Annotated in this window: 16 protein-coding genes; 8 read left to right on the plus strand and 8 right to left on the minus strand. The window is 69.2% G+C overall.

All coding sequences use genetic code 11. The features are described from left to right. Positions 1 to 82: 82 nt before the first annotated feature. Positions 83 to 829 (minus strand): 3-hydroxybutyrate dehydrogenase, encoded by a 747-nt coding sequence (locus G6N64_RS01205; RefSeq protein WP_163795252.1) that lies wholly within the window; start codon positions 827 to 829, stop codon positions 83 to 85. Continuing rightward, complete coding sequence (locus G6N64_RS01210) at positions 829 to 2,178, minus strand: MFS transporter (protein ID WP_163795253.1); 1,350 nt, start codon at positions 2,176 to 2,178, stop codon at positions 829 to 831. Before G6N64_RS01210 ends, G6N64_RS01205 begins: the two co-directional genes overlap by 1 nt. Positions 2,179 to 2,246: 68 nt before the next feature. Between G6N64_RS01210 and G6N64_RS01215 the strand changes: the two genes are divergently transcribed. Genes G6N64_RS01215 through G6N64_RS01225 form a run of 3 tightly spaced genes read left to right on the plus strand, consistent with a single transcriptional unit; the run spans position 2,247 to position 4,825 of the window. Further along, a complete protein-coding gene (locus tag G6N64_RS01215) occupies positions 2,247 to 3,191 on the plus strand; it encodes a LysR family transcriptional regulator (protein WP_163795254.1) in 945 nt (314 codons plus the stop codon). A gap of 32 nt (positions 3,192 to 3,223) precedes the next feature. After that, complete coding sequence (locus tag G6N64_RS01220; protein WP_163795255.1) at positions 3,224 to 4,030, plus strand: alpha/beta fold hydrolase; 807 nt, start codon at positions 3,224 to 3,226, stop codon at positions 4,028 to 4,030. 9 nt (positions 4,031 to 4,039) lie between these two features. After that, a complete protein-coding gene (locus tag G6N64_RS01225; protein ID WP_163795256.1) occupies positions 4,040 to 4,825 on the plus strand; it encodes an alpha/beta fold hydrolase in 786 nt (261 codons plus the stop codon). Here G6N64_RS01225 and hsaB read toward each other — a convergent pair. The 4 genes from hsaB to hsaA are packed head-to-tail and all read right to left on the minus strand — an operon-like array spanning position 4,822 to position 8,401. After that, positions 4,822 to 5,385: a 3-hydroxy-9,10-secoandrosta-1,3,5(10)-triene-9,17-dione monooxygenase reductase subunit gene (hsaB, locus tag G6N64_RS01230; RefSeq protein ID WP_163795257.1), complete on the minus strand. Its 564-nt coding sequence runs from the start codon at positions 5,383 to 5,385 to the stop codon at positions 4,822 to 4,824. The two genes, G6N64_RS01225 and hsaB, sit on opposite strands and share 4 nt — an antisense overlap. Before the next feature lie 5 nt (positions 5,386 to 5,390). Further along, positions 5,391 to 6,305, minus strand: a complete 915-nt coding sequence (gene hsaC / locus G6N64_RS01235) for an iron-dependent extradiol dioxygenase HsaC (protein ID WP_163795258.1) — start codon at positions 6,303 to 6,305, stop codon at positions 5,391 to 5,393. Further along, complete coding sequence (hsaD, locus tag G6N64_RS01240) at positions 6,302 to 7,204, minus strand: 4,5:9,10-diseco-3-hydroxy-5,9,17-trioxoandrosta-1(10),2-diene-4-oate hydrolase (RefSeq protein ID WP_163795259.1); 903 nt, start codon at positions 7,202 to 7,204, stop codon at positions 6,302 to 6,304. Before hsaD ends, hsaC begins: the two co-directional genes overlap by 4 nt. 12 nt (positions 7,205 to 7,216) lie before the next feature. Beyond that, a complete protein-coding gene (gene hsaA / locus G6N64_RS01245) occupies positions 7,217 to 8,401 on the minus strand; it encodes a 3-hydroxy-9,10-secoandrosta-1,3,5(10)-triene-9,17-dione monooxygenase oxygenase subunit (RefSeq protein ID WP_163795260.1) in 1,185 nt (394 codons plus the stop codon). A gap of 191 nt (positions 8,402 to 8,592) precedes the next feature. On the opposite strand from hsaA, the gene G6N64_RS01250 reads away from it, so the two are divergent. Continuing rightward, the gene (locus G6N64_RS01250; protein ID WP_163795261.1) at positions 8,593 to 9,654 is read left to right on the plus strand and encodes a ferredoxin--NADP reductase; all 1,062 of its coding nucleotides are present in this window, start codon (positions 8,593 to 8,595) and stop codon (positions 9,652 to 9,654) included. A gap of 40 nt (positions 9,655 to 9,694) precedes the next feature. Further along, a complete protein-coding gene (locus tag G6N64_RS01255; RefSeq protein ID WP_163795262.1) occupies positions 9,695 to 10,228 on the plus strand; it encodes a hypothetical protein in 534 nt (177 codons plus the stop codon). Between the two features lie 140 nt (positions 10,229 to 10,368). On the opposite strand, the gene G6N64_RS01260 is transcribed toward G6N64_RS01255, so the two are convergent. Next, a complete protein-coding gene (locus tag G6N64_RS01260) occupies positions 10,369 to 12,483 on the minus strand; it encodes an acyl-CoA dehydrogenase family protein (protein ID WP_163795263.1) in 2,115 nt (704 codons plus the stop codon). Positions 12,484 to 12,681: 198 nt separating this feature from the next. Between G6N64_RS01260 and kstR the strand changes: the two genes are divergently transcribed. The 3 genes from kstR to G6N64_RS01275 are packed head-to-tail and all read left to right on the plus strand — an operon-like array spanning position 12,682 to position 15,137. Further along, positions 12,682 to 13,380: a cholesterol catabolism transcriptional regulator KstR gene (gene kstR / locus G6N64_RS01265; protein ID WP_163795264.1), complete on the plus strand. Its 699-nt coding sequence runs from the start codon at positions 12,682 to 12,684 to the stop codon at positions 13,378 to 13,380. Between the two features lie 28 nt (positions 13,381 to 13,408). Beyond that, entirely contained in the window at positions 13,409 to 14,185 is a 777-nt protein-coding gene (gene otsB / locus G6N64_RS01270; RefSeq protein WP_163795265.1) for a trehalose-phosphatase, read from the plus strand. 10 nt (positions 14,186 to 14,195) lie between these two features. After that, entirely contained in the window at positions 14,196 to 15,137 is a 942-nt protein-coding gene (locus G6N64_RS01275) for an aminoglycoside phosphotransferase/kinase family protein (protein WP_163795266.1), read from the plus strand. Here the strand turns inward: G6N64_RS01275 and G6N64_RS01280 are convergent. Further along, the gene (locus G6N64_RS01280) at positions 15,134 to 16,225 is read right to left on the minus strand and encodes an Rv3575c family transcriptional regulator (RefSeq protein WP_163795267.1); all 1,092 of its coding nucleotides are present in this window, start codon (positions 16,223 to 16,225) and stop codon (positions 15,134 to 15,136) included. The two genes, G6N64_RS01275 and G6N64_RS01280, sit on opposite strands and share 4 nt — an antisense overlap. Between the last annotated feature and the right edge of the window lie 59 nt (positions 16,226 to 16,284).

Consider the following 16,284-nt stretch of genomic DNA (forward strand, 5'->3'; position numbering starts at 1 on the left):
GATCGCATGCGCTGCCCGCAAATAGAAGGAAACGTCGCAACCGACGTCAACCCGTCACGTCGCGGGCCGAGTCGATGCCCGTTCACCGCGCGGACCACCCGCCGTCCATCGAGTAGGACGCGCCGGTCACCATGCCCGCGTTCGCCGAGGCGAGCCACCCGACGAGCGACCCCACCTCCTCGGGCTCGACGAGTCGCTTGACGGCGCTCTCGGTCAGCAGCACCTTGTCCAGCACCTCGTCCTCGGAGATGCCGTGGCTGCGGGCCTGGTCGGCGATCTGCTTGGTCACCAGCGGGGTCCGGACGTACCCCGGGTTGACGCAGTTGCTGGTGACGCCGTGCGAACCACCCTCCAGCGCAGTCACCTTCGACAGGCCCTCCAGCGCGTGCTTGGCGGTCACGTAAGCGACCTTGAACTCCGATGCCCGCAGGCCGTGCACCGACGACACGTTCACGATGCGACCGAAGGCCTGGGAGTACATGTGCGGCAGCGCCGCACGGATCAGCAGGAACGGTGCCTCCACCATCAGCACCTGCATCGCCCGGAACCGCGCCGGGTCGAACTCCGGGATCGGCGCGACCGTCTGGATCCCGGCGTTGTTCACCAGGACGTCGGTCTCGAGGTGCAGTGTCTCCAGCGCCGCCACGTCGAGCAGGTCGACCGCCCAGGCGCGTCCACCGATCTCGGCGGCCATGGACTCGGCCGCCTCGGCGTCGACGTCGGCGATCGTGACGGTGGCCCCCATACCGGCCAGAGCACGCGCGCACGCGGCACCGATGCCGCTCGCCCCACCCGTCACCAGGGCGGAGCGGCCGTCCAGGTCCGGCATCAGACGGCGGCCCGGCGCTGCTCGGCGGCCAGGTCCGCGGCGTCGGCGACGTCGAGCGACTCGAGGTCGATGCCGTTGGTCTCGCGCGAGACCAGGACCGCGACGAACGTGATGGCACAGGCCACCGCGAGGTAGATCGCGATCGGCACCGAGGAGTCGTAGACGTCGAGCAGCTTCACGGCGATCAGCGGCGCCAACGATCCCGCGACGATCGACGTCACCTGATAGCCAAGGGAGACACCGGAATAGCGCATCCGGGTCGGGAACATCTCGGCCATGATCGCGGGCTGCGGCGCGTACATGAACGCGTGGATCACGAGGCCGATGGTCACCGCGGCCGTGACGACGGCGTAGTTGCCGCTGTTCATCATCGGAAAGGCGAAGAAGCCCCACGACGCACCGAGGACCGCGCCGACCATGTAGACGGGCTTGCGGCCGAAGCGGTCGGCCAGGTGCCCGACGAGCGGCACGACGGCGAAGTGCACCGCGTGCGCGACCAGCAGGTACCAGAGGATCGAGCTGGTGTCGGCCCCCACCTGGACCTTGAGGTACGTGATCGAGAACGTGACCACGAGGTAGTACATGATGTTCTCGCCGAACCGCAGGCCCATGGCGGTGAAGACGCCGCGGGGGTAGCGCTTGAGCACCTCGAGGACGCTGAACGACGTCGCCTTGATGCGCTCGGCCTCCTCCTGCGCCGCGACGAAGATCGGCGCGTCGGTGACCTTGGTCCGGATGTAGTAGCCGACGAGGACGACCACGGCGGACAGCCAGAACGCGACGCGCCAGCCCCACGACAGGAACGCCGCGTCCGACAGGGTTCCGGTCAGCACCAGGAGCACGATGGTGGCGAGCAGGTTGCCCGCAGGCACACCGGCCTGCGGCCAGCTGGCCCAGAACCCGCGCTGCCGGTCGGGACTGTGCTCGGCCACCAGCAGGATCGCGCCGCCCCACTCGCCGCCCACCGCGAAGCCCTGGATGAAGCGCAGCGCCACCAGCAGTCCGGGCGCCCAGTAACCGATCTGCCCGAACGTCGGCAGGCAGCCCATCAGGAAGGTGGCGGCGCCGACGAGCAACAGGCTGAACTGCAGGAGCTTCTTGCGGCCGAACTTGTCGCCGTAGTGCCCGAACACCACACCACCCACCGGGCGGGCGACGAAGCCGACGGCGTAGGTGGCGAACGCCAGGAAGATCGCGTTCAGCTCACTGGTGGTCTCCGAGAAGAAGATCTTGTTGAACACCAGGGTGGCGGCCGTGCCGTAGAGGAAGAACTCGTACCACTCCACGACGGTGCCGGCCATCGAGGCCAGGACCACCCGTTTCAGACCGGTCGTTATGGGGCTGCTCATCAGACCACCTTCCGTTGTGACGCGGCACACATGGAGACTGAGTATTCCTGCAGGGCAATTCCAGTGCAATGGGCAGGAGTGCAGTGCCGGTCTGCGAAAATGCAGAGATGACGGCGCCGAGCGCGGACGACCTCTTGGTCCTACTGGCGGTCGCACGCTCCGGCCGCTACGTCACCGCCGCCGACGAACTCGGCATCAACCACACGACGATCTCGCGGCGCGTCGCGACGCTGGAGCAGTCCCTGGGCGGGCGCTTGCTCGTTCGGGTGGGCGGCGGCTGGGAGCTGACCGACCTCGGCCGCAGCGCGCTTGCCGCGGCCGAAGCCGTGGACGACGCCGTGCGCGGGCTCGCTGCCGATTCGGCCGGCGCCCGGACGCTGAGCGGCGTGGTCCGGATGTCGGCCACCGACGGCTTCAGCGCGTACATCGCCGCGCCTGCCGCGGCGGACGTGCAGCGCGAGCACCCCGACGTCGCGGTCGAACTCGTCGCCACCACCCGGCGTGCCACCCAGCAGCGCTCCGACATGGACGTCGAGGTGGTGGTGGGCGAGCCGCAGGTGCACCGCGCCCAAGCCGACCGGCTCGGCGACTACTGCCTCGGCCTCTACGGCGCACGCGACTATCTGGCCCGGCACGGCACGCCGGCCTCGCGCGCCGATCTGGCGGGCCATCCGCTCGTCTACTTCATCGACTCCATGCTGCAGGTCGACGACCTCGACCTGGCACGCGCGGTCGCACCCGGGATGCGCGAGTCGGTGACGTCGACGAACGTCTTCGTCCACGTCGAGGCGACCCGCGCCGCGGCGGGTCTCGGCCTGCTGCCGTGCTTCATGGCCGACCGCCACGACGATCTGGTGCGGGTGCTTCCCGAGGTCATCACCCTGCGCCTCACCTACTGGCTGGTGACGCGGGCCGAGACGCTGCGTAGACCCGAGGTGGCCGCGGTCGTGGATGCCGTCCGGGCACGCGTCGACGCGATGGGCGACCTGTTGCTCGGCGCGCGGACCCACTGATTTGCCGCTCACTTTGTCGGGTACCCGTGTGCATGCACTTCACGACGACCGGTACCGGCAAGCCCCTACTGCTGGTGCACGGCATCTCCAACCTGCACAACTGGGACCTCGTGGTTCCCGGGCTCGCGCGGGAGCGCACCGTCTACGCCGTCGACCTCCCAGGGTTCGGCGACAGCCCGCCGCTCGACGGAGAGGTGAGCGTGGCGACGCTCACCGATGCCGTCGAGAAGTTCGTCTCCGAGCAGGGCCTCGACGGGGTCGACGTCGTCGGTAGCTCGATGGGCGCACGCATGGTCCTGGAGATGGCGCGGCGGGGTCATCGGGGGAACGTCGTGGCCCTCGACCCCGGCGGCTTCTGGACCGACGCCCAGGTGCGGGTCTTCGGGGCGACCGTGGCGCCGTCGATCGCGCTGGTCAAGCGAATTCAGCCCCTCCTGCCCGCCCTGACCCGCAGCCGCGTGGGCAGGACGGCGCTGCTGCTGCAGTTCTCCGCGAAGCCGTGGCGACTGCCGGCCGACCTGGTGCTGACCGAACTCCGCGGCTTCGCGAGGTCGGCGAGCATCGACGACGCGGTGCACGCACTGATCCACGGGCCGAAACAGCAAGGTGCGAAGGGTGGTTCGACCCTGGCGAAGGTCACGATCGGATGGGGTCGCAACGATCGCGTGACGTTCCCGAGCGAGGCCGAACGCGCCCGGGCGCTCTACCCGCAGGCGTCGATGCACTGGTTCGACGACTGCGGGCACTTCCCGCACTGGGACCAGCCCGAGCAAACGGTGTCGCTCATCCTCGACGCGACGGCCGACCAACCCGAGCGCGGACCGACCCGGGTGCCCTAGCGTCGAGGCATGCCGTTCCTCGACGTCACCTCCCCCGCTCCCGAGCGCGCCTACTTCCGTCACTGGGCGGCCGAGGAGCCGACGGCCGCCATGGTGTTCCTGCACGGCTTCGGCGAGCACACCGGGCTCTATCACCGCTACGCGTTCGCCCTGAACGCCCGAGGCATCGACGTGTGGGCCGTCGACCAGCTCGGCCACGGTATGAGCCCCGGCCCGCGCGGCGACTTCGGCACCATCGAGGCCTCGTCGGCGCTCGCCGAGGAGGTGACCCGGCGAGTCGAGGAGGCCAGGCCCGGTCTGCCGCTGGTCGCGGCCGGACATTCGTTCGGATCCATCGTGACGCTGTTCCGGGTGCTCGGCAGCCCCGACCGGTACCGGGCCGCGGTGATCTCCGGTGCGCCCCTGGTCGCGGTGCCCGCCTTCCTGGACGCCGACACCTCGCTCGACCTCGACCCCGCGTGGCTGTCGCGCGACGACTTCTACCTCGACGCACTGGCGAACGATCCCCTGGCGTTCGTCGAGGCCGACGGCAAGTCCCTCACCCGTGAACTCGACCGGGCGTGGGACCGCTTCGGACACGACCTACCCGGACTGGCGATACCCACCCTGGCGGTGCACGGTGAGGACGACCCGATCGCGGACCCGGGTGCGGTGCGCGCCTACGCCGAGCAGATCGACCCGCTGACGCTGCTCGAGATCCACGGCGGACGCCACGACATCCTCAACGACGTGACGCATCGCGAGGTTGCCGCAGCGGTCGCGGACTTCGTGGTGGCTCAGACCGCGTCGGACTAGAGCCAGGTGTCGGCGGTGGTGGTGGTCAGGAACGCCTCGAGGTCGTCGCGCCACTGGGCCGGGGTGTTCTTGTCCGGCTCGATGCCCGTGTACTCGCCCCGGTAGAACAGCAGCGGGCGCGGCTTCAGCTTCGGGATCTCCGATAGCGAGTGCACGGCACCGAACACGACGAAGTGGTCGCCCCCGTCGTGCACCGAGTTCACCGCACAGTCGATGTGGGCCAGCGAGTCGGCGATGATGGGTGACCCCAGTGGTGATGGTTCCCAATCGATCCCGGCGAACTTGTCGGGCTCCCGGGAACCGAACCGGGCCGAGACGTGCTGCTGGTGCTCGTGCAGGACGTTGACGCAGAACTTCCCGCTGGCCTCGATGGCCTGCCACGACCGCGACTGCTTGGTGGGGCAGAACAGGACCAGCGGCGGGTCCAGGGACAGCGCGGCGAACGACTGGCACGCGAAGCCGACCGGCTCGTCCTCGTGCACGGTGGTGATGATCGTGATGCCCGTGCAGAACTGACCGAGCACGTGCCGGAACGTGCGCGGATCGATCTCCGTGCTCATCGTCGCTACTTGAAGCCGACGCTGAAGTCGTGACCCCACAGGCTGACCGCGGTGCTCTCGCGCGCCACCCACCTGTCGTCGTCCTCGACTTCGAGTCCCTCGCAACCGAACTCGACGTCGAACCCACCGGGGGTCTTCATGTAGAACGACAGCATCTTGTCGTTGACGTGACGGCCGAGCGTCGCGGACATCTTGACCTTGCGGCGCAACGCGCGGTCCAGACACAGCCCGACGTCGTCGGCGTTGCCCACCTCGACCATCAGATGCACTATGCCGCTGGGCGTCTCGCCCGGCATGAACGCCAGGCTGTGGTGGCGCGGGTTGACCCCGAGGAAGCGTAGCCATGCGGGGGCGCCGTCGGCGGGCCTGCCGACCAGTTGCGGCGGCAGGCGCATCGAGTCGCGGAGGCTGAATCCGAGTACGTCGCGGTAGAAGTGCAACGTCTCGGCGTCATCGCGGGTGGTGAGCACGACGTGCCCGAGACCCTGTTCCTCGGTGACGAACCTGTGCCCGTACGGGCTGACGACGCGACGGTGCTCCAGTGCCACGCCGTGGAACACCTCGAGGGTGTTGCCCGACGGGTCGTCGAAGGTGATCATCTCGTCGACGCGGCGGTCGGCGAGTTCCGTCGCGGTGGCTTCCTTGTATGGCGTACCATGCACGTCGAGCGCGGACCGGATCTCCTGCAGCGCAGCGGCGTTGGGCGTCTCCCAGCCCGACTGCAGCAGCCGGTCGTGCTCGCCGGGAACGATGACCAGGCGCGCGGGGAACTCGTCCATCCGCAGGTACAGCGCACCGTCCGGGCTGCTGCCGGGGACGCCGCTGCCCTCGACCATGCCGAGCACCTTCAGCCCGTACTCGCGCCAGGCCCCCATGTCGGTGGCCTCGATCCGCAGGTATCCCAGTGATCGGATGGTCATGCGCCTGCCCCCTTGCCAGCAGTCAGGAAATCGGCCGTCAGCGTGTTGAACTCGTCGAACTTCTCCAGCTGCGCCCAGTGGCCGCACTGGCCGAAGACGTGCAGTTGCACGCGCGGGATCTGCTTGAGCGCCACCAGTGCGCCGTCCAGCGGGTTCACCCTGTCCTCGCGGCCCCAGATCAGCAAGACGGGCTGGCGCAGCTTGTAGACCTCGCGCCACATCATTCCCAGCTCGAAGTCCGCACCGGCGAACGACTTGCCCATGGCCTTGGCCGCGGCGAGCGACTCGGGCCGGCTCGCGATCTCGAACCGCTCGTCGATCAGCTCCTCGGTGATCAGCTTCTGGTCGAAGACCATGATCCGGAGGAACTTCTCGATGTTCTCCCGGGTCGGCTGGTTGGTGAACCGGCCGAGCAGCTTGACGCCCTCTGTCGGATCGGGCGCGAAGAGGTTGACGCTCAGCCCGCCGGGCCCCATCAGCACCAGTCGCCCGGCGCGCTTCGGATTGTCCAGCGCGAACCGGACAGCCGTGCCGCCGCCGAGCGAATTGCCCACCAGCGCGGCGCGTTCGATGCCGAGGTGGTCGAACAGGTTCAGCAGCGCGGTGGCGCTGTAGCGGTTGTACTGCTCGTGCTCGGTGTGCTTGTCGGACTGCCCGTAGCCGGGCTGATCGACGGCGAGTACGTGGAACCGGCGAGCCAGCACCGCGATGTTCTTCGAGAAGTTCGACCAGCTCGATGCGCCGGGGCCGCCACCGTGCAGCAGCACGATCGTCTCCGAGTTGCCCACGCCCGCTTCGTGATAGTGCAGGCGCATGTCGTCACGAACCTGCGCGTAACGAGACGTGCTCTCGAACGTGACCTCGACTTGCTGTTCGGTTTCCTGGATGTAGGACGTCATGAACCCGTCTCGCTAGACCATCGTGTCTTGGGGCGGCAGCCCGAACGCCTCGTTGCCGAAGATCATGTAGGCGCGCTCGGGCTCGTTGGCCGCGTGCACCCGTCCGGCGTGTGCATCACGCCAGAACCGTTGCACCGGCTTGTCGGTCTCGAGCGCCGTGGCCCCGGAGGCCTCGAAGAGCAGGTCGATCGACGCGATCGCGCGGGCCGTGGCACGGACCTGGTCGCGGCGGGCGCGGGCGCGGAGTTCGAAGGGGATCTCCTGACCCGCCTTGAGCAGCGCGTACTCGTCGCCGACGTTGCCGATCAGCTGTCGCCAGCCGGCGTCGATGTCACTGGCGGCCTCGGCGATGCGGATCTTGGCGAACGGGTCGTCCTTGGACCGCTCGCCCGCGAACGCGGCGCGGACGCGCTTGCCCTGGTGCTCGACGTGCGCCTCGTAGGCGCCGTAAGCCATGCCCATGATGGGCGCGGTGATCGTCGTGGGATGCATGGTGCCCCACGGCATCTTGTAGACCGGCGCGGTGTTGTTGGTCAGGCCACCGGCGGTGCGGTCGTTCATCGACTTGTACGACAGGAAGCGGTGCCGGGGCACGAACACGTCCTTGACGACGACGGTGTTGCTACCGGTGGCCTTGAGGCCGACCACGTGCCACACGTCGTCGATGCGGTACTCACTGCGCGGGATGAGGAAGCTGCCGAAGTCGACGGGCTTGCCGTCCTTGATGACCGGGCCGCCGAGGAACGCCCACGAGGCGTGACCCGAACCGGAGGACCACTGCCATGCACCGCTGACCATGTAGCCGCCGTCGACGACCACGCCGGCACCCATGGGGGCGTAGGAGGAGGAGACGCGGACGGTCGGGTCGTCACCCCAGACCTCGTCCTGCGCCTGCTGATCGAAGAGCGCGAGGTGCCAGTTGTGCACGCCGATGATCGAGCTGACCCATGCCGTCGAACCGCACGCGGTACCGAGCCGGCGGACCGCCTCGTAGAACATCGTCGGGTCGGATTCGAGGCCACCCCACTGCGAGGGCTGCAGGAGCTTGAAGAAGCCGACCTCGTCGAGTTCAGCGATGGTCTCGTCGGGAATCTGGCGCAGATCCTCTGCCGCCTGCGCGCGCTTGGCGATGCGGGGCAGCAGATCGTCGACACCGCGCAGTACGGACTGGGCGTCGCGTTGTTCAATGGTCGTCATGACATTGCCTCCAGGATCGCGGAGCTCGCACTAGCTCTGGTCTTGAGATTAGAACACGTTACGATTTGTGTCGAGTGAGGCGTTCCTACGACCGCTAGACCTGCGGATGCATAGTTTCAGAACGTGTTCTAGTTTAACTGTAACGTGTTCTAGTTCTGCCGCCGAAACCGGACCGGAAGGGGTGACCCGGCATGACCGACGAACCACTCGGCACGCACGTACTCGAGCTGGAGTTGGCCGACGTGGTCGAGGAGACTCCCGACGCGCGGTCGCTCGTCTTCAAGGTGCCCGCGGGATCGTCGGTGTCGCCCGAGCGGCTGACGTACTCGCCGGGGCAGTTCCTGACGCTGCGCGTCCCCAGTGACCGCACCGGGTCGGTCGCCCGGTGCTACTCGCTGTCCACCTCCCCGTTCACCGACGACGCCCTCGCCGTCACGGTCAAGCGCACCGACGGTGGTTACGCATCGCACTGGCTGTGCGACAACGCCCACGCCGGCATGAAGATGCACGTCCTGGCACCGTCGGGCACGTTCGTGCCCAAGTCCCTCGACTCGGACTTCCTGCTGCTCGCCGCGGGCAGCGGCGTCACCCCGATGATGGCGATCCTCAAGTCGGCGCTGTCGGAGGGCAGCGGCAAGGTGGTCCTCGTCTACGCCAACCGCGACGAGACGTCGGTGATCTTCGCCGCGACCCTGCGCGACCTGGCCGCGAAGTACCCCGACCGGCTTACCGTCGTGCACTGGCTCGAGACGGTGCAGGGCCTGCCGTCGGCGGGGTCGCTGGGCACCCTGGTGGCGCCCTTCGCGGGGCACGACGCGTTCATCTGCGGGCCCGGCCCCTTCATGGTGGCGGCTGAACAGGCGTTGCAGTCGGCGGGCACCGCACCCGAGCGGATCCACATCGAGGTGTTCAAGTCCCTCGAGTCGGACCCGTTCGCGGCGGTCGTGATCGCCGAGGACGACGACTCCGACGAGGGCCCCGCCACGGCCGTGGTCACCCTCGACGGCGAGACCCACGAGATCCGCTGGCCGCGCACCGCGAAGTTGCTCGACGTGCTGCTCGACAAGGGACTCGACGCGCCGTTCTCCTGCCGCGAGGGGCACTGCGGCGCCTGCGCGGTACTGATGAAGAGCGGTGCGGTCGAGATGGCCGTCAACGACGTCCTCGAGCCGTCCGATCTCGACGAGGGACTGATCCTCGGTTGCCAGGCGACGCCGACGACGGATTCCGTCGAAGTCACCTATGACGAGTAGGCCCCGGGATACCGTGACCCGGATCCAGACGAGGAGCGCCATGAGACGGTTCGCCACCACCACCGCACTGCTCGCGGCGACCTGGTCGACGCTGGCCATGCTGACGCCCATGGCGTCGTCGTCGGCGGCGCTGAACACCGCCACGTCGACCATCCCGATCGATCCGGTGACCACGCTGCAGATGCAGACCACCGCCAACTGCGTGCTCGCCGAGAACCAGTGCTACTTCAACACGGTGGCGAACCTCATCGGCCCCGACGGACCCCTCCCCCTGCCCGGCGACTTCTACGGACGCCAGTCGACGACACTGCGCTCGATGGACCGCGACATGTACCTCGACTCCGACTTCAACGGACAGAACACCCGGATGTTCAAGTCCATCACCGACAACGAGTTCGCGACAGTGTTCTTCGGCCCCGGCCCCGCCGTGCTGAACGGCAACACCAGGACCGTGGACTGGGCGACGGGCCGCCCGAAGACCGACGCCGACTACATCGTCTGCGCGCACATCCAGGTGGTCTACTCCGGCGTGAACCTCACCTCGCCCGACGCCTGCGCCCAGACCACGTACTAGTTCTTCGCGCCGAACGTTGGTGCTTCACCCGCGAGCAGACGTCAACTCCCCTCAAATCGCACGGATCAGGGGAGTTGACGTCTGCTCGCCGTAGGAGCTTGAGCCTCGGCGGGCCGCGAAGGGTAGCGCGCTAGACGGCCCTAGCGGGGGAGGCCGAGCAGCCGCTCGCCGGCGAGGGTGAGCAGGATCTGCTCGGTACCACCGGCGATCGACAGGCACCGGGTGTTGAGGAAGTAGCGGACGTCGGGCGAGTCGACGATGCCCCCGCCCGGCCGGGCGTCCATGATCGCCTCGGCCAGCGCCTGCCGGTACCGCACGCCGATCAGCTTGCGGACGCTCGACGGCGCACCCGGATCATGGCCTCCGACAGCCATCTTCGCGATCAGCTGGTCGAGTAGCGCACCCACCTGGGCGGCGATGATGAGCGCGCCGAGCCGGTCGGCCTCGGCGCCGTCCAACTCGTCGTCGCCGAGGACCTCCAGCAGGTGCACCATGCCCTTGTCGAGCGCACCGCCCGTCGCGATGGCGACGCGCTCGTTGGCCAGCGTGGTCCGGGCCAGCGCCCAACCGCCGTCGACGGCACCGACGACCATCTCGTCGGGCACGAAGAGGTCGTCGAAGAAGACCTCGTTGAACAGTGCCTCGCCGGTGATCTCGCGCAGCGGGCGGATGTCGATGCCGGGCGACTTCATGTCGACGAGGAAGTAGGTGATGCCCTTGTGCTTCGGGGCGTCGGGGTTGGTGCGGGCCAGGCAGATGCCCCAGTCGGCCCGGTGCGCGTTGGACGTCCACACCTTCTGACCGGTCAGCAGCCAGCCACCCTCGGTGCGAACGGCCTTGGTGCGCAACGCCGCAAGGTCCGACCCCGCGCCCGGCTCGCTGAACAGCTGGCACCAGTACACGTCCCCGTCGAGCGTGCCCGGGATGAACTTCTCGATCTGCGCCGGCGTACCGCTGCCCAGGATCGTGGGTGCCGCCCACCAGCCGATCGAGATGTCCGGCCGCGCCACACCTGCGGCGTCGAGTTCCTGATCGATCACCAGCTGCTCGGCCGGGGATGCCCCGCGACCGTACGGCGTGGGCCAATGCGGCGCCATCAGTCCCGTCTCCGCGAGCGCGGCCTGCCGCTTCTCGTCGGGCAGCGCGGCGATGTCGGCGACCACGCCGGCGATCTCGGCTCGGATGTCCTCGCCGTCGGCGACGTCGACGTGCAACTGCCTGCGCACCCCGGCGCGCGTCAGCTCCACGCACCGGCGCAGCCAGCGCGACCGGCCACCGAGGAACTGGGCGTTGGCGTACGCCCGCCGCATGTAGAGATGCGCGTCGTGCTCCCACGTGATGCCGATGCCGCCGAGCACCTGAATGCAGTCGCGGGCATTGACCTTCGCCGCGTCGATGCCGACGGCCGCGGCCACCGAGACGGCGATCGACAACTGCTCGGGGCTCGGGTCGTCGACGGCGTTCGCGGCGTCGGCGGCGGCGACGGCGATCTGCTGGGACCGCAGCAGCATCTCGGCGCACATGTGCTTGACGGCCTGGAAGCTGCCGATCGGCTTGCCGAACTGCTCGCGCACCTTCGCGTATTCGGTGGCGGTCTCCGTCATCCAGCGCGCCAGCCCGGCGTTCTCTGCGGCCAGCAGCGTCGCGGCCAGTTCGACGATCCGAGCACCGGGCACGTCCAGCCGGACGGCGGGCGAAGACGACAGGTCGACGCGGGCCAGCGGCCGCGAGAAGTCGGTGGCCTCCAGCGGCTCGACGGTCACGCCGTCGGCACCGCCGTCGACGAGGACGAAGCCGTCGCCCGCGGGAAGCAGCAGGAGTTCACCGGCCACGGCGCCCAGCACGATCGCCGCGCTGCCGGTCGCGGTGGTCCCGTCGAACGTGACGGCGGCCGTCAGCGCCAGGCCCGCGGTCCGCTCGCCGGACACGAGGGCGTCGAGCAGTGCGGGGTCGGTGACGACGAGCGTCGCGAGTGCCGTGGTCGCCACGGGGCCGGGCACCAGCGCCGCACCCGCCTCGTCGAGCATGGCGCAGAGGTCCTCCACGCTGCTGCCCGCGCCGCCCAGGTCCTCGGGCACCGCGACCCCGAAGATCCCGAGTTCGGCGAGCTTGCCGTAGGGCGCACGCCACGCGTCGGCGTCGCCCTGCTCCACCGACCGGATGCCGGCGATCGAACCGGAGCCGGCGGCCCAACTGCGGACCAGGTCGCGTACAGCAAACTGCTCATCGGTGACGGTAGCGGTCGCAACAGCCATCTCGGGCCTCCTGGCGTAGGGGCGAGAAGACGTCGCTTCTCACTAGAACGTGTTCTAATGGTGACAGCGTTCGAACGTCAAGTCGACCGCCATCACAGCAGCACACGAGAGTGTCGCGGGGGCACGGAGGTGGGAAATCGACGATCGCCTTGCGTATCGTTTTCACCCCGAGCGCAACGAGAAGGAGCTGACCGCCACATGTCCGGTTCCGCAGGGTCGGCTGCAACGCCAGCAGCGGCCACATCGGGTTCCGGGTCGGATTCGACCTCGGGCCCTCGCCAGGTGATGAACGTGGCCGTCCTCGCCGAGTCCGAACTCGGATCCGAAGCACAGCGCGAGCGCCGCAAGCGCATCCTCGACGCCACCCTCGCCATCGCGTCCAAGGGCGGGTACGAGGCCGTGCAGATGCGCGCGGTCGCCGAACGCGCGGACGTCGCGGTGGGCACGCTGTACCGCTACTTCCCGTCCAAGGTGCACCTGCTGGTGTCCGCACTCGGCCGCGAGTTCGAGCGCATCGACGCCAAGACCGACCGCGCCTCACTGACCGGTGGCACCCCCTACCAGCGGCTCAACATCATGGTCGGAAAGCTGAACCGGTCGATGCAGCGCAACCCGCTGCTGACCGAGGCCATGACGCGCGCGTTCGTGTTCGCCGACGCCTCTGCCGCCGGTGAGGTTGATCACGTCGGCAAGCTGATGGACTCGATGTTCGCCCGCGCCATGAGCGACGGGGAACCCACCGAGGACCAGTACCACATCGCCCGCGTCATCTCGGACGTGTGGCTGTCGAACCTGCTGGCCTGGCTCACTCGTCGCGCCTCGGCCACCGACGTCAGCAAGCGCCTCGACCTCGCCGTGCGCCTCCTGATCGGCGACGGCGAGCACCCGAAGATCTGAGCCGGAGCGCACCCGCGAGGATGTATCCGTGCTCTCGACCGATCTGACCCGCGCCCTCGACGAGGTGGCCGGCACCCCGCGCCTGCTCGTCACTTCGGACTTCGACGGGACGCTCGCGCCCATCGTCGACGACCCGTCCGCCGCTCGTGCGCTCCCGGCCGCCGCGGAGGCGCTGGTGGCCCTCGCCGACGTCCCCGACACCACGGTCGCGCTGGTGTCCGGTCGTGCCCTCGAGGTGCTGCGGGAGTTGTCCGCGCTACCGCCGACGGTGCATCTGGTGGGGAGTCACGGCGCGGAGTTCGGCACCAGCGGGCCGGAGCGTAGCGACTCGGGGAGAGTTCGTGGTTTCGACCAGCAGTTCGACCACGCACTGTTGGCGCGCATCGTCGCCGAACTGCAGACGATCTCGGTGGGCAAGCCGGGCGTGACCGTCGAGACGAAACCGGCGAGCGCGGCGCTGCACGTGCGCAACGCCAGCGCGGCCGACGCCGAGGCGGCGCTCGAGGAGGCCGGGGTGGCCGCGAAGACCTGGGACGCCCACGTCACCGAGGGCAAGGCCGTCCTCGAGTTCGCGGTCGTCCGCACGGACAAGGGCGAGGCCGTGGACACGTTGCGCGAGCAGGCCGAGGCGACCGCGGTGGTGTTCCTGGGCGACGACGTCACCGACGAGAACGCCTTCCGGCGCATGCGTGCCGGTGACGTCGGGATCAAGGTCGGTCCGGGAGAAACGCTGGCGGCTCACCGGATTTCCTCGCCTGAGGACGTCGCCGAGGTGCTGGCGTACGTGCTCGCCGCCCGGAGGTGACCCGGGTCCGGTGCTGAGTTCCGACGACCTGGCCGACCGCACGCGGCGCGCGGTGGCCGCGGCCGCGAACGCCGGCCGCGCACTCGGGCTGACCGTCGACGAACCGCGGGTCCTGTACGACGTGTTCTCCGTGGTCGTGCACCTGCTCCCCAGCCCAGTGGTCGTGCGGGTGCCGACGGTGCTGCCCCCGTCGTACGCCTCGGATCCGGAAGCGCAGACGGCGCAGCAGCGTTCGGAGCTGGCCGTGGCGGGCTGGCTCGCCGACCGGGGACATCCCGTGGTGGCGCCGAGCCCGCTGGTACCTCGCGAACCCGTTCGGCGCGAGGGTTTCTCGATGACGTTCTGGCAGTTCGTGACCGAGTCGAGCGGCGTCGAGCCGGACCTGCCGACACGCGTCGGGCAGGTCGCGCGGCTGCATTCGGCGTTGCGTGACTACGACGGCGACGATCTCGGCTTCTGGGTGCCGTTCGGCACGTTCGTCCCCCAGGGGCTCGCCGCCCTGCGCGACATGCCGGACCTGGTCCCGGGTGCCGACGTCGAACGGGCTCGGCGGGAATGGGACGTCGTGGCACCGGCGCTGACGTCCCGAGCGGGCTTCGAGTCGGCGTTCCCCGGCGTCGACCTCCAGACCATTCACGGAGATGCGCCGTACCACAACATGATCAGTACGTCCTCGGGTGACCTGTGGTCGGACTTCGAACTCGTCACCCTGGGCGCCGTCGAGTCGGATCTGGTCATGGTGGGTCCGGACGCGGTGGCGGCCTACGACCGCGCGGCAACCGAACTGGGCCTGCGCCGGGTCGATCCGCGGGTCGCGAGGGTGACGGAGACCGCCGGCCGGCTCGCCATGGTCGCGGCCATGGCGATGGCGCCGGAGCTGCCCATGCTCGCCGACGGGATGCGACCGATGCTCGACGAGTGGCGCGCCACCACTCCGATCACGTCGATCTAGGCGGGCGCTCCCGACGTCCGGCCACGGATGAGTTCGGTCTCGAGCACCTCGTCGACGGTCAGGCCCGATCGCGGTGGGTCGTTCAGCAGCCGCCCCGCCCGTCTGCCCTTCTCCATGCTGGGCTGCCGCACGGTCGTCAGCCCGCGCGACAGAGCGTCGGGGATGCCGTCGAACCCGGTGACCGTCATCTGGCCGGGCACGTAGATTCCCCGGGCCCGTAGGTGATCCATCGCCGAGAGCGCGAGCACGTCGGCCGTGCACATCAGCGCAGTGATCCGGGGGTTGGCCTCGAGCGCCACCTCCGCCGCCGCGCCTCCGGAGGTCGGGAGGTGCTCGAAGCTCTCGACGACGACGAGTGAGCGCGGGTCGAGACCCACTGCGGCCATCGCGTCGCGCACCCCCTGGACGCGTTCGCGTTGCACGCCGAAGTGGTCGCGGTCGGGGTCGGCGACGGCGGATGGCGTGGCGCCGTGCGCCCATTCGCGGCCGAGACGCATGGTCAGCAGCCCGATCTCGCGGTGCCCCAGGCCGACGACGTAGTCCGCCAGCTCGCGCATCGCGGCGCGATCGTCGATGCCCACGGTCGAGGCACCCGCGACGTCCTTCGGCTGGTCGACGACGACGAGCGGCAGCGCACGCTGCTGCACGACGGGAAGGTAGGGATCGTCGTCGGACACGGAGTAGACGACGAATCCGTCGACGCCCGCGGCGAGGACGGCTGCGGTGCCCTCGCCGGTGGTTCGGTTGGGCCCCACGGCCACCAGCAGCAGCCCCTGACCGGCCTCTTCGCACGACTCGGCGAGTCCGGCGACGAAGTCGAGCGCCGCGGGATCGCTGAAGGAGTAGTTGAGCGGCTCGGTGATCATCAGTCCCACCGCGCCGGCCCGGCGCGTGCGCAGCGACCGCGCCACGGGATCGGGTCCTGGGTAACCCATCTCCTTGGCCGCAGCCAGCACCCGGTCGCGGAGGTCCGCGGACAGCTGGTCCGGGCGGTTGTAGGCGTTCGAGATCGTGGTGCGGGACACCTTGAGTTCAGCGGCCAGTGAGGCGAGCGTCGCCCGCCGTCGGGGTGCTGGACCTCGGGACATGCTCCATGACGCTAGCGGGTCGGCTCCGGCGTCGTCACCGTCAGGCTTTTCGCACCGTC

The sequence above is a fragment of the Mycolicibacterium sediminis genome, from assembly GCF_010731735.1.
In the GTDB taxonomy this organism is placed as follows: Bacteria; Actinomycetota; Actinomycetes; order Mycobacteriales; family Mycobacteriaceae; genus Mycobacterium; species Mycobacterium sediminis.